Annotated in this window: 10 protein-coding genes; 7 read left to right on the top strand and 3 right to left on the bottom strand. The window is 33.4% G+C overall.

From position 1 onward, the window contains the following. The first annotated feature begins 109 nt into the window (after positions 1–109). Together BM371_RS01025 and BM371_RS01030 are read left to right on the top strand one after the other, a co-directional pair. Positions 110–640, top strand: a complete 531-nt coding sequence (locus tag BM371_RS01025; RefSeq protein WP_034674798.1) for an integrin alpha — start codon at positions 110–112, stop codon at positions 638–640. Positions 641–667: 27 nt separating this feature from the next. After that, complete coding sequence (locus tag BM371_RS01030; RefSeq protein ID WP_131430911.1) at positions 668–1,831, top strand: hypothetical protein; 1,164 nt, start codon at positions 668–670, stop codon at positions 1,829–1,831. Positions 1,832–1,864: 33 nt separating this feature from the next. Here BM371_RS01030 and BM371_RS01035 read toward each other — a convergent pair whose 3' ends face one another. The 3 genes from BM371_RS01035 to BM371_RS01045 all read right to left on the bottom strand — a co-directional run bounded on the left by BM371_RS01035 (position 1,865) and on the right by BM371_RS01045 (position 5,662). Next, positions 1,865–3,181, bottom strand: coding sequence for a sensor histidine kinase (locus BM371_RS01035; protein WP_034674801.1), 1,317 nt, complete (start codon positions 3,179–3,181; stop codon positions 1,865–1,867). Between the two features lie 78 nt (positions 3,182–3,259). Next, positions 3,260–4,603, bottom strand: coding sequence for a sigma-54-dependent transcriptional regulator (locus tag BM371_RS01040; protein ID WP_034674803.1), 1,344 nt, complete (start codon positions 4,601–4,603; stop codon positions 3,260–3,262). An 18-nt stretch (positions 4,604–4,621) separates the two neighbouring features. Beyond that, a complete protein-coding gene (locus BM371_RS01045) occupies positions 4,622–5,662 on the bottom strand; it encodes a PDDEXK nuclease domain-containing protein (protein ID WP_051882679.1) in 1,041 nt (346 codons plus the stop codon). 200 nt (positions 5,663–5,862) lie between these two features. On the opposite strand from BM371_RS01045, the gene BM371_RS01050 reads away from it, so the two are divergent. The 5 genes from BM371_RS01050 (at position 5,863) to BM371_RS01070 (ending at position 14,283) form a co-directional block, all read left to right on the top strand. After that, complete coding sequence (locus BM371_RS01050) at positions 5,863–7,104, top strand: efflux RND transporter periplasmic adaptor subunit (protein WP_034674804.1); 1,242 nt, start codon at positions 5,863–5,865, stop codon at positions 7,102–7,104. A 56-nt stretch (positions 7,105–7,160) separates the two neighbouring features. Next, complete coding sequence (locus tag BM371_RS01055; RefSeq protein WP_034674806.1) at positions 7,161–7,883, top strand: ABC transporter ATP-binding protein; 723 nt, start codon at positions 7,161–7,163, stop codon at positions 7,881–7,883. A 101-nt stretch (positions 7,884–7,984) separates the two neighbouring features. Then, positions 7,985–10,399, top strand: a complete 2,415-nt coding sequence (locus BM371_RS01060; protein ID WP_034674807.1) for an ABC transporter permease — start codon at positions 7,985–7,987, stop codon at positions 10,397–10,399. A gap of 81 nt (positions 10,400–10,480) precedes the next feature. Then, the gene (locus BM371_RS01065) at positions 10,481–12,901 is read left to right on the top strand and encodes an ABC transporter permease (protein ID WP_034674808.1); all 2,421 of its coding nucleotides are present in this window, start codon (positions 10,481–10,483) and stop codon (positions 12,899–12,901) included. An 86-nt stretch (positions 12,902–12,987) separates the two neighbouring features. Then, positions 12,988–14,283 carry a TolC family protein gene (locus tag BM371_RS01070; RefSeq protein WP_034674810.1) on the top strand — a complete coding sequence of 432 codons (1,296 nt, stop codon included), beginning with the start codon at positions 12,988–12,990 and terminating at the stop codon, positions 14,281–14,283. The last annotated feature ends 307 nt before the right edge of the window (positions 14,284–14,590 follow it).

A 14,590-nucleotide genomic window follows, 5' to 3' on the forward strand; every position in this document is an offset into this window, starting at 1 on the left:
TCGCTTGTTTATTTTTAGCTTTTGTATAATTTTAATGAAAATTTAATATTTAAAAAAATAATATTATGGTCTGATATTATTTAATTCAGGATAAAAATTCAAACATATCATGAAAAAAACAATTTTATTGATCATACTAATCGTACTTGGTGCATGCAATAAAGCCAATGAAAATCCGAAAGATTTGGCTTTAAACAAAAGCAAATTATTGCCAAAAGCAAACTCTGCAGAACCTGTAAGAAAAATTTCAACAGATGAAGCAAAAAGACTGGCTGAAAAACAATTTCAAAAATATCTGCCCAAAATACTCGATTCCCATAATGCATATTTGGATAGTCAGGATACATTTACAGGAGATTTTACCGGTGACGGAACTGATGATGTCTTGATTTATTTTTCTCTCGCTCCCAAAGAAGGCGGAAACACTATTGTTGGGCAAGGTTTGGTTTTATATAAGAATACCGGAACTAATATTAAAGTTATTGGAGGGTACGAACCTGATTATTTGTTTAATTTTAAAAAAATAAATAGCGGTAAAATCTACGTTGAAAAATTAGAATATGCCGAAACAGACGGAAGATGCTGCCCATCTATCAGAACAGAGCATCAGCTTACCATTTCCGGAACTAAAATTTATTAAGGAAATACCAAAAAACACCAATTACATATGAAAAATCTGATAGGAGCTTCTGTATCGCTAATAATCTTTATAAGCTGTGGAGGCAAACAAATGTCTTCAAAATATGAAAATATCGAAGTTCCAAATAATCAATCAGCTCTTGAAATAGAACATATAGATTCTGCTGAAGCAAAAAAAATTCTTGAAACTCCTGTTATCAGATATCAAAATTCAATAAATGGTTATCAATTCAACCTGCCATTCAATTACAGAATTAATTTTGTTGATTCAGGAAATGATTCGGGGAGCTATTATCAATTTCAATGGAAAATTAATGACAAATTTTCAATAGACAGTAATGCAAAAGGATTCAAGCGTTTTTCTGTTTCCAATTTTATACCTTATATTCCTTCAGGCACAGGTGAAGGCGATTTTTTTGTTGTACCCGATCTTCATTCGGCTCAATTAAAAATTTCTGATGTTCTCAAAACAGCTGATGAAACTTTTTTTACGGATAGTAACACTGCGATCATTAAACTGGATGGTAGAGTAAGAGCATTCTTTTTTGAATATCTTCCAAAATCAAAAGAATATCTGATCTATCTGAGCAATACACCTTTTTGGAACAAAAAGCCACAGCCAACATCCGAAGAAGAATTAAACCAATTGCTTCACCAATTGAGAATGGCTAAAAATATAATGAAACCTATTGGTAATCAAAATAAAGACTGGAATTCTTATAAAAATCAACTTTCAATTTTAGAAAAAGATTTTTTCAATACTATAAATACTGAAACGAAAAGTGCATTTTCTAAAGATACCAATTTAAAAGTTTATGCTCCTGCAGATCAGGGAAATTTTGAGTATTATACGGTTTTTAAAAATAATCAAGAACTTGAAGCGGTTTGGACAAAACTTCAGTCTGCCCCTAAAAACGGAGTAATTTCTATTACTGAAGCTGATAAAATGTTTCAATATCTGTCGGAAAACAATTTCAGATTTTTTTACAACTCCAAATATAAGGTGATAGATAAAAATATTTCGAGTGCAATATTTAAAAGAGACTCCGAAGATTCATTCTGTTTGGTAACCCAAACAAAGGATAAACAATTTTTCATTTTTAAAACATTCCCGGCTCTTACAACAATGAGTAAAGATTATTATAAAAATGAGATTGAATTTTACAAAGAACTATTCGAAAACTATAATTAAAAGGCGTTTACCTGAAAGAATAAAACGTGTTTTTTAGTTGATAAACCAAATTTCAAACCGGCTTCCTTGTTCCAAAGGTTTATAATTGAGATAACCTTTATGGGCTTCGATAATACTTTTACTCAGCGTCAAACCAATTCCGGAACCGCCACTTCTCGTCGTAAAAAACGGTAGAAAAATCTTATCCTGAATTTCCTTTTGAATTCCGATTCCATTGTCTTCTACACTTAGAATGACACGGTTATTTTGAGTTTTTATTTCTGTTTTAATCGTTCTTTCAACATTATCAGAAACGGCGTAAATGGCGTTGAGATAAAGATTGATCAGACAACGTTCAATCATTTTTTCATCTGCTAAAACCACTAGATTTTCTAATGAATTAATGATCTTAATTTGTTTTTTGTCAAATTCAGGTTTCAGAAAACTGAGTGCAGATTCTACAATTTTATGTAAAGGAACGGTTTGAAAAACGGGTTTTGGGAGCTCTGCAACTTGCCTGTAATCATCTACAAAATTCAATAATTGTTTCGATTTTGAATTGATAATCATCAGACTTTCTTTCATGTCTTGTTGATCTTCTTTTTCGATGGTTTCCTGATTGGCGATATATTCAAGGTTTTGAATTAAGCTGTTCACAGGAGTCAATGTATTCAAAAGTTCGTGAGAAATTACTTTCATCAGGTTGTTCCACGCCAGTTTTTCTTTTTGTTCAATAATTTTCTGAACCGATTCTAAACTGATGATGCAAAAACGATGTTTCGCATTCTGAACTTTTTTGGTTCTGAGAGAAAATGACTGTTTCGTATTTTCATTAATTGAAATATCAAAAAATTCCTGAGAGTTTTCGTAGCGGGTATGTTGGATAATTTTATAAAAATCCGGAGCTTTATTTTCATAAAGATTCCAGGAATTGTATTTCGGGATCTGCAAAATTTCCAGAAAGACAGGGTTCACATAAAAAATATCCCAATGATTATTTTTTTCGGTTAAAATCATCAAACCAATTTCCAGTTGATTTAAAATTTCTTCATACAGAAGTTTGTAGGAAGACTGCGAAAGATGTTCTTCTTTGCTTTGATAATAAAGTTTAACGGCATTATCGACCAAACTGTTTTCTTCAGATTTCGGAAATAATGAAAAATCCTTTTTCTGAATTGCCAAAAGCAGTTTTTCCGTTTTCTGAATATAAGACAAAGCTGAATTTTGAGCCAAAAAAATACAGAGCAAACTTATCAATGAAAACAAAATACAATTAATCCATTTGTTGTGAGAATAAAAATCAAACGCAAAAATCCCACTGACGATGGCCAAAAGAATAAATATGATCCAGAATATTTGTTGTTTTTTCATTTTGTACTCTTTCTTTAAAGCCTTTTCAAGGCTAATAATTCGATTTTAACATCCATCAACCAAAAACTATCAACCAATTTACAACTCAAACTTCTCCATTCTTCTGTACAACGCTGCTCTCGATAAGCCTAAATCTTCTGCAGCCGAAGAAATATTTCCTCGGTGTTTTTTCAAGGCTTTTTTAATCAATATTTCTTCCATTTCTTCAAGATTCAGATTGATCATTGTACTTTCAGATTCTTCAGGTTGTGGCATCAGCAATTTAAGATTTTTCTCATTGGAAAGAATCACGCTTCTTTCGATGCAATGGTCGAGTTCACGGATATTTCCCGGCCAGGAATAATGCGTTAATTCTGAAATTAAAACTTCATTTAAAGCCAAATCAGGTTTGTGATATTTCTGTTTGTATTTATCCAGAAAATATTCGGATAGATTCGAAATATCCTCTAAGCGTTCTTTCAAGCTCGGAATATTTAATTCTACCGTATTGATTCTATAATACAAATCTTTTCGGAAACGGTTTTCTGCAACGGCTTTTTTAAGATTCTCGTTGGTTGCAAAAATAAACCTCACATCCAATAGTCGCTCTTTGCTTTCTCCGATTCTCGACAGTTTTCTGTTTTGAATCAAACTCAATAATTTAGTCTGAAGATGAAGCGGAAGATTCCCGATTTCGTCAAGGAAAACGGTTCCGTTTTCGGCATTTTCAATTTTTCCGGCGTAATCCTGATGCGCATCGGTAAAGGCTCCTTTTTTATACCCGAATAATTCGGCCTCAAAAAGATTTTCCGAAAGACTTCCCAAATCGATATGAACAAAAGGCTGGTTTTTTCTTTCCGATAATTCATGAATATGCTCTGCCAAAACATATTTTCCGGTTCCGTTTTCGCCGAGAAGCAGAACATTCGCGTCAGTCGGAGCGACTCTTGTGATTTGTTCCATCACATCTTTCATCGCAAAAGACTGCGTTTCCAATTGATATTGATTGGTTTTGATGCTGATATTTTCCCACTGATTCAGTTTTTTATTTTTTCGGGAAATATCGACGGCGAGATTCACAGAAGCGTACAATTTTTCGTTATTCCAGGGTTTTAAAATAAAATCAGAAGCGCCATTTTTCAAAGCTTCAACCGCCAATTCCACTTCTCCATAAGCGGTCATCAGGATGATTGGAAGTTGAGGTTCCAAAGTTTTGATTTCCTGCATCCAATATAAGCCGTCTTGTCCGTTTTCAAAACCTTTTCGGAAATTCATATCGAGAAGAACTGTGTCAACTTGCTGTTCGGATAAAAATTTCAGAATATTTTTTGGCTGACTGAGGCAACTTACTTCTGTGAAAAACTTCTTGAGCCAGACTCTCGCCGAAAACAAAATATCCTCGTCATCATCAACAATTAAAATATGAGCTTCTTTTTTTCGCATTTTTTTATTTAATAGTTTTTACAGCAATTTTTTACATTCGAAACGTTCTTTTACTTCGATTAAGGCTAAATGTAGTTTCCGTTCAAGTTCTTTCTTAGGTGGTAATTCCGTCCAGTATTCGGCAACCATAATTCCATCTTTATGCATTTCCAAAAGCTCTACTTGCTCTTTACTGCTTTCTGCACAAAGTATTAGTCCAATTGGCATTTCTTCACCTTCCTGCCTTTCGTTTTTGTTGAGCCATTTCAGGTATAGTTCCATTTGACCTTTGTATTTTGCCTGGAATTTTCCTAATTTCAATTCGATTGCCACTAATCTTTTTAATGAACGATGATAAAACAAAAGATCAAGATAGAAATCTTCTCTATCGATAATTATTCTTTTTTGACGTTCTACAAAGGCAAATCCTTTTCCTAATTCTAAGATGAATTTTTCCAATTCATGAAGAATAGCTGTCTCAATATTTTTTTCTAAATATTCGTTCTGTAACCCAAGAAAATCTAATAGATATGGATCTTTGAAAGTATTGATAGGGAAGTTTTCGTTTTGAGATGATTGTAGATTCACAATTTCAGTTCTTTCAAAAGCTTTATTGGTAATTTGTTTTCGGAGTTCTCTTACACCAAATGTTTCACTTATGGCTAATTGTGCGTAAAATTGTTGAGCTTCGACTGATTTTAAAGGAATTAAAACCAAAAAATGAGACCACGTCAATTGTCGTGACAGTGTAACGACAATTTGCAAATCAGAATAGATTTCTGCAAATTGCATCATTCTTCGTACGTTTTTTTCTGCAAAATTTCTTCCGTAAGAAGTTTCCAAATGTGCCGACACTGTCGACACAATTTGTTTTCCATATTCTGCACGCTGGTTTTGCAGAATATCATCATTAATACGTTTTCCAACCTGCCAAAACAAAATTGTTAGGGTACTGTTAGCTTGCATCGCCACCTGCTGACGACTTTGCTCTATTAAATAAGATAAATCCGAGAACAATTTTTCGTTTGAAAAAATGATTTGATTATCTGAAGATTCTGTATTTTTTAATTTCTTAGCCATAATTTTTATTCATCATTCTGTAAAATATATTGAAGATATCAATAGTCAACTGTGTCCATTTTCGCACAAAAAGTGTCCGATAATGAACAGTTTTAAAATTAATTAAATTTCTTTAATCACATTTACAATGCGTTATAGATTCATAAACCTCTGGCAAGTGTATTGTGTAATTGTTTGTAAATAAATCGGTTATCTACAATATGGATACGAAAATAGTAAAAAAGAAATCTAAATTAAAATTTGTCCTAATTATATTTACCTCTGTTTTGGCAGTTTCAGTTTTTGGATGGTATTTTCTTAATCAGAAAAAAACATATAATGTAAAGTCAGAAGATATTACAGTTGAAGAAGTGACGAAAGGGAAATTCGAAGATATGCTGATGGTCACTGCACAGACGCAGTCGCTCAATTCTTCTTTGGTAAATGTTCTGGAAGGTGGTGCTGTAAAAGAAATTTTTGCAGAAGACGGTCAGATACTAATAAAAGGACAACCCATTGCAAGAGTTTACAACCCGAATACAGAATTCAATTACCTGAATCAGGAAACGGGAATTATGCAACAGATCAGCCAGATGAGAAGTTCGCTTTTGGAATTAAAAAATCAGGAATTCAATCAGGATAAAGAATTACTGCAGTCTCAGAATGACTATAATACGGCGTTGCAAACTTTTAATCTTCAAAAAAGATTGTATGATGCAGAAATCGGAAAGAAAACTGATTATGATATTGCATTTCAGAATTTGAATTATCAAAAAGACAGAAAACAAATCGTGGAAAAAGGCGCTTATAATGAGAAAATTTCGAGAAATTCCCAGTTTGCAGCAATAAACAGCTCAATTAACCAAATGGAAAAAAGTTTAAATATCCTCCGTTCCAACAAAAACAATTTCCTGATTATGTCGCCTGCTTCTGGGAGATTGTCATCATTTAATATTTCTTTAGGACAGAATTTAACGACAGGAGAAAGTGTCGGGAAAATTGATTTGATGGGCGGTTACAAACTGGTAGCAAAAGTAGACGAATATTATATTAATAAATTAACCAACGGCATCAAAGGAAGTTTAGATAATAACGGAAAAGAATATGAAGTCATTATCACCAAAATTCTTCCGGAAGTGAAAGACGGACAATTTTCTGTGGAACTGAATTTCATCGACGCAAAAATTTCAACTCTGAAAATAGGGATGACTTTCGGAGTGAAACTGAAATTATCTGCCGACACGCAAAGTATGATGATTCCGAAAGGAAATTTCTACAAAGACACGAACGGAAAATGGATCTTTGTCGTGAAAGGTAACAAGGCAGCAAAACGAAATATCAGTTTAGGAAGAGAAAATCCTCTTTATTATGAAGTAGTTTCAGGATTAAAGCAAGGCGAATCGGTAATTACTTCTGATTATACTGAACTGAAAAAATATGAGATATTAGATATTAAAAAATAAATTTTTAACAGTTAATTTTAAAACTAAATAATACACTTTAAATAAAAAATAGCAAAATGATCAATATTCAAAACCTTTCAAAAGTCTATAAAACTGAAGATGTTCAAACCAACGCACTTAATAATGTGAGCCTGCAAATCAAAGAAGGCGAATTTGTTGCGATAATGGGACCTTCCGGTTGTGGAAAATCGACTTTTCTTAATATTCTTGGACTTTTGGACAGTGCTTCCTCAGGTTCTTACCAATTTGAATCGACTGAAACAATCGGAACTTCTGAAAAGAAAAAATCTGACATCCGAAAGAGAAATATCGGTTTTATTTTTCAGAATTTTAATCTTATTGATGAACTTACAGTTTATGAAAATATCGAATTACCATTGATTTACAACGGTGTTTCTTCCTCAGAAAGAAAAAGAAGAGTAGAAGAGATTATGGAGAAAATTAATATTTCTCATAGAGCAAAGCATTATCCGCAACAGCTTTCCGGAGGTCAGCAACAAAGAGCGGCTGTTGCAAGAGCTTTGGTTACCCGTCCAAAATTAATTCTTGCCGATGAGCCAACCGGAAATCTGGACAGCTCAAACGGAAATGAGGTAATGAATCTTCTTGCGGAACTTCATAGAGAAGGTTCTACGATCGCAATGGTAACGCATTCTTCCTACGATGCAGGTTATGCTTCCAGAATTGTAAATATGAAAGATGGTGAAATCTTTTCCGAAGAACATTCTTCCCAAAGAAAAGATGTTTTCGAAAAGGCTGATTCTAAAAACTTTGAGTAAAAAAAGCGGGAAGCGGGGTGATCGGAGCAGGAAGTTATCGAACGCAATAATTTAAACATCCAGCTTCCATCATCCAGCTTCCAACCTAAAAAACCACAATTATGCTAAACAACTGGCTCAAAATTGCCTTCATCAATTATAAAAAGAACTGGCTTTCCACCATCATCAATTTGTTTGGATTAACCATCGGTCTTACAGGGTTTATGCTCATTCTCATGCATTGGAATGACGAAGAATCCTACGAAAAATGGAACCCGAAGAAGAACCAAATCTATGGAATTCAGAGTTATTATAAAAAAGATAAAGGGTACGGAAGCAATATCTCTATCCCTATGGCAGAACGCGCTGCAAAGCTGATTCCGGAAGTGAAAGATTTTGTTCTTTTTAATTCGTCCGGAATGGGTTTCAAGATGACAACAAAAAACAAAACGGTTTATCAACAAGACGGAATAGCAACATCCGAAAATTTCTTCAATTTTTTTCCATTTAAATTAATTTCAGGAAGTTTTAAAAATGCTCTTAAAAGCGAAAATGCAGTTGCTCTTTCTACAACTTCAGCCAAAAATGTTTTTGGAAGAACCAATGTTGCGGGAGAAAGCCTGAAATTTAATGGTAAAAATTATATCGTAACTGCCGTTTATGAATTACCGAAGGAAAACAGTCTCATAAAACCTGAATTTATTATTCTGGCTTATGAACAGATGAAAAATGATAAAGAAGCTTGGGGAAGTTTTAATTACGGATGTTTTTTTATGTTGAAAAAAGATGCCGATTTAGTTGCTGTGCAAAATAAATTGGTAAAAGAAGTTTTCGAATATAGAGCAAAAATCAATGAAGAAGGTTCTGGTGTTACCATTGAGAAATATATGGAATTGTATGGTCCGAATAGTTGTGAGCTGATACCATTAGACAAATTAAAACTTCATGCAAAAGCTTATTGGTTCGGAAATGGCGATTTACAAACAATGATGATTTTGCTAACGCTTTCTATTTTGATTGTTGTTCTGTCAGCTATAAATTTTATTAATCTAAAAACAGCGCAAGCTTCTCAGCGTGCCAAAGAAATCGGTGTAAGAAAAGCCATAGGAAGTACAAAATCGAGTTTGGTTTTTCAATTTTTATTGGAAGCGTTTATCATTTGTTTTGCATCATATCTTCTTTCTTTGGCTTTAGCAGAGCTTCTTCTGCCAAGTTTCAATAAGTTTTATGACAAAGAAATCGTGATGAATGACTGGCATATTTACTTTTATTCTTTCTCGATGGTTTTGGCGGTTACCTTGATTTCCGGATTAATTCCGGCAATGTATTTATCGAACTTCAAAGCTATTGAAACTTTAAAAGGAAATTTTGCAAGAAGCAAAAACGGGATTTGGTTGAGAAATGGAATCTTGACCTTGCAATTAATGATTTCTTCATTTTTCATTATTGGAGGTTTGGTTGTAAACTCACAAGTGAAACATATGATGGATAAAGACCTTGGTTTTAGTGGAAAGCAAATATTGTACGTTAATTTTAGTGAGAATGTAGAAAAACCCTGGCTGAAATATGAACGCTTGAAAAATGAGTTAAGTAAAATTGAAGGTATTGAAAGTGTTTCTTTCGGAGAAGCGGTTCCGGGAAGTGGCAGATTCAGTAATTCAAATGTAGATTTTAGAGATAAAAGCATCAATGCCCAGCACGGTTCTATGGATTTTGATTATCTCCAGTTTATGAATGTAAAATTGAAAAAAGGCCGCTGGCTGAATCCTAATTTAGCCTCCGATACAATTGCAAATGTTATAGTAAATGAAGCTTTTGTGAAAAAATTCGGATGGACAGATGATGAAGCTTTGAAAAATGAAATTCGTCCCGGTTTTGATAGCAAACCTTATCATATTGTAGGAATTGTGAACGATTTTAATATGTGGAGCCCGAAAACTGCAGTGGAACCCATCACATTTTTCCATTACAAAGAAACTACCTGGAAAAGATTTGGTGTGTATAATATTCAATTGAAATTGAAAGCAGATGATATTGATGCAACGGTAAAAAGAATCAAAAAATATTGGCAAGAAAAAGCAGAACCAGGTTATCCTTTTGATTCCTATTTTATTGATAAAAAATTTGCTGAAAATTTTGTTAAATACCAAAAACAGCAAATACTTTTCACAATTTTGAATGCAATGGTTTTGATGGTAGCCTTACTTGGGTTATTTGCATTATCATCATTAATGATCGAACAAAAACTGAAAGATGTTGCCATTAGGAAAACTTTAGGAGCATCAGACAAAGCTTTAATTATTGGATTAACAAAACAATTCCTTTGGATTACGCTGATTGCTGTTTTAATAAGCATTCCGATCAGTTATTATCTGATGAACGAGTGGCTGAAAGATTTTGCTTACCGAATTGATATGCCTGTTCTTCCTTTCGTTCTGAGTCTTATTTTATTATTAATTCTCACTTTCGCTGTTGTCAGTATAAAAGCGTATCAAGCATCAAAAGTGAATCTTGTGAAATATCTGAAATACGAATAAACTGTTGCTCATTGTTTGTTGATAGTTGATAGGAAATTCTTACAACTAACAACTGACAACCAAAAACCAACAACCAAAATTATGATTAAAAACTGGCTCAAAATAGCATTTATCAATTATAGAAAAAACTGGCTTTCTACCATTATCAATGTTTTGGGATTGAGTGTTGGCTTATGTGTTTTTCTGTTGATCTATATTCATTGGCAGGACGAGAAATCGTATGAACAATGGAACCCGAATAAAGAAAATATTTATCTTGTAGAGAACTGGAATTCGTCATTCGGAACAATGGCGGTTTCCAGCTATCCACAAATATTCGAATCGAAAGAAACATACCCGGAAATTGAAGATGCAACAATATTTAACGACTGGGGAAGAAAGAAAATTAGTTTCGGGAGCAATTCAGCTTATGTAACGGCGGGAGCAACAGTTAATTCTTTTTTTAACTTTTTCCCTTTTGAGAAAGTTGCAGGAGATTATAAAAATGCTTTGACGGATATAAATAAAGTGGCATTGTCTGAAGAAACGGCGAGACTACTTTTTGGTGACGATTATATAGAATCTATCGGAAAAACGGTCAGAGTTGAGGTTGATGATAAAAATTATATCGTTACCGCCATTTATAAAAAACCAACGGAAAATACTGTTTTTAAACCTGATTTCGTGTTTATGAATCCCTATATGGAAAACAGTAAAACCCAATGGACGAGTTACAGCTATTATGGATTTTTTAAAATGAAACCGGGTTCAGATATTAAAGCTATCGAAAATAAAATTTCAAAAAAAATACAAAAGGAAGATGAAATTTCAGCAAAAAAATGGGGTTATGAAATTGATAAGAAAAACCCGTTAAAAGTTTATCTGTCGCCACTTGCCAATATAAAGCTTGATGCAAAAAGTGAAGGCATTAATAAAGGCGACAAAAAATCGATCATGATTTTGTTAGGATTATCCGGGTTGATATTGCTTTTGTCTGGGATTAACCTAATAAATATTAAAACAGCTCAGGCTTCACAAAGAGCGAAAGAAGTCGGCGTAAGAAAAGCGGTAGGAAGTACAAAATCAAAACTGATTTTACAGTTTCTGCTGGAAACTTTTATAATTTGCTTTACGGCTTACATTCTTGCATTGGCAATGATTGAGCTTTTGCTGCCCTCTTACAATAAATTTCTTGGGAAGGAAATCGAGGTTAATAATTTAAGTCTGTTTCTTTACACAGGCTTGTTGCTGATTCTGTTTTCTCTGATCTCCGGGTTGATTCCTGCGATGTATCTTTCGAATTTTAAACCAATCAATACTTTAAAAGGAAATTTTGCAGGCAGCAAACACGGTGTCTGGCTGAGAAATTCTATTCTGACTGTACAATTGATCATCTCTTCGTTCTTTATTATTTGTTCGCTCATTATCCATGCTCAGGTAAAATATATGATGAGTAAAGATCTTGGTTTCAAAGGGGACCAGGTTGTTCAGATCGATTTTAAAGAGACCAAATGGGAGAATGATTACAATTTCAAAAAATATAAGCTGCTGAAAAATGAAATTTCTAAATTATCAGGCGTAACTGAAATTACAGGTTCTATTCAGTCGATAGGCAGAGGAATTACCAATAGTTCTGTAGCTAAAGATGCAAGAGACAGTACAAAAACAGTGGAAGGTACTGGTTTGGGAGCTATTGATGAAAATTATCTGCGTTTCTATAAAATAAAATTTTTGTCGGGAAGAGATCTGAACTGGAAAATAGCTTCGGATACCATCAATGGAGCTGTGGTAAATGAAACTTTTGCTAAAAAATTAGGCTTTAATCCTAAAACTGCTTTAGGTAAAGAAATTCTGACAGGCTGGGATGACAGGAAAAAATATAAAATTCTTGGCGTAGTACAGGACTTTTACTACAGTGGAGTCGACAAACAGATTACACCGGTCGTTTTCTTTAATTATGACAGAAACTGGGTGAAAAACAATATGTCTAATATTCAGATAAAAGTTTCCGGAAACGATATCGAAGGTACTTTGGAACGCATTAAAGAATTTTGGCTTACAAAAGCAGAACCGGGTTACCCATTTGAATATGAATTTGTAGATAAGCAGTTTGCAAAAACTTTCGAGAGATTCCAGAAACAACAAACATTGTTTACGACTCTGAATATTGTGGTTCTTGTCATCGCATTATTGGGATTATTTGCTTTATCCTCATTATTAATAGAGCAAAAACTAAAAGATGTAGCCATCAAAAAAACTTTAGGTGCCGACGAAAAAACAATTGTATGGGATTTAACCAAACGGTTTTTACTGATTTGTGTGATTGCCGTTATCATCAGTATGCCCTTTGGATATTATGCGATGAACGAATGGCTGAAAGATTTTCCTTACCGAATCGATATGCCGGTTTGGCCATATATTTTAAGCTTATTTTTATTGTTGATCCTAACCTTTACTGTGGTAAGTTTCAAAGCTTATCGCGCCACAAAAATTAGTCTCGTTAAATATCTGAAATACGAATAATGCCGGATGACAGATGCTGGAAGGTGGAAGTTTGATGTGTCTAAACCTCCTGCCTCCATCATCCATCTTCCTGCCAAATTTAAAACATGAAAAAAATACTCTTCATATTCATCATCAATCTATTTCCTGCTCAGGAAAGCTGGAATCTTCAGAAATGTCTGGATTATGCCTCTACAAATCATCCTTTGATTAAACAGGCAACCGTAAATATTCAGAAAAACGACCGGCAAATTGCAGCTTCAAAAGGAATGTTGTTACCATCAGTAAATGCGGGAGTGAATCACAGCTATAGTTTCGGTTCGTCTATTAATCAGTCAAACAACCAGCGAGAAGCGCTCAATACGCAATATGATCAGGTTTTTGCCCAGGCCAATGCTGAATTGTTTAACTGGAAAAATTATCTGAATATTTCTCTCTCAAAACTCAACAAAACAACGAGCACTTACAAACTGAAACAAGCTCAAAATGAAGTGAAATTGAATGTGATTCAGACTTTTTTCGCATATCAGAACAGTAAAAGCTGGCTTGATGTTTTAGAAACACAGATTTCAGGAATTGAAGAGCAGATCAAAAGAACTGAAAAAGAAGTTGAGATCGGAAACCGTTCTAAAAGTGATGTTTACGATATTAAAGCAAACCTTGGAACGTTGCAGGAGCAATGGGTTTCTGCAAAAAATCAACGTGATTTAGCCAAAATAAACCTTCTCAATGCTCTGAATTTGCAAGATGATTCGATAGATTTTGTGATGGCGGAAGAAGGTTTGTTGAGTGAAAATTTTTCGGATTCAGAATTTACGCAGAAATTGATAGAAAATAATCCTGCCTATAAAACCATACTTGCAGAAATTCAGGCTCAGGAAAAAAATATAAGTATCGAAAGATCGGGCTATTTACCAACTTTAACAGGAAATTACAGCTGGTCAACGTTTTATAATAAATTTTTAGGAAATAATCAATCTGTAAACATCAATTTTTCAGATCAGTTTAGCCAAAATAAAAATCAGTCGGTTTCATTTGGACTCAATATTCCTATTTTTAATAAGTTTCAAGTAAAAAACAATGTAGAAATTGCCAAACTGAACGTGATTAATTCTAATTACGATAAAGATTTAATTGTGAATGATCTCGCAAAATCGATCAATTCAATAAGAGCTCAGTTTCTGAATGCTCAGGAAAAATATAATCTTCTGGAATTAAATTTCGAAAACCAAAGACTCTCATTTCAAAAATCAGAAGAAAAATATAAAGAAGGTTTAATGGATGCCTACACGTTTTTTGTTGTCCGAAACAACTGGCTTCAGGCAAATTATAATCTTATCAACAGTAAAAATGACGTTATTCAGCAGACGGAACTGCTAAAGATTCTGAAGAATGGATTTTAAATAAAAATTCACTTTGAAATTTTATAGAAGATAACGCCACATACATCAAAGTAGGGTTATGGCTATTGATGTTTCATTAAAAATGAAGTGTTTATGCATTTATTTAAAAAGAAGTGCAGAAATTGAAAGACAGAAATTAAACCTCAAAGCAATCAGAAAATAAGAGATTTATTGATGGAAGTTCCGATGATGATGTAATTATTATATATTTTCAGTTGATTACAACTACTGCAATCATTGAAAGAAAGTTTCGCATAATTTTTTTACTGATTTGCATTTCCGTAAATTTGGCGTGTAAAAATAAATA

Origin of the sequence: Chryseobacterium formosense, from assembly GCF_900116415.1 — a bacterium.
Lineage (GTDB): Bacteria > Bacteroidota > Bacteroidia > Flavobacteriales > Weeksellaceae > Chryseobacterium > Chryseobacterium formosense.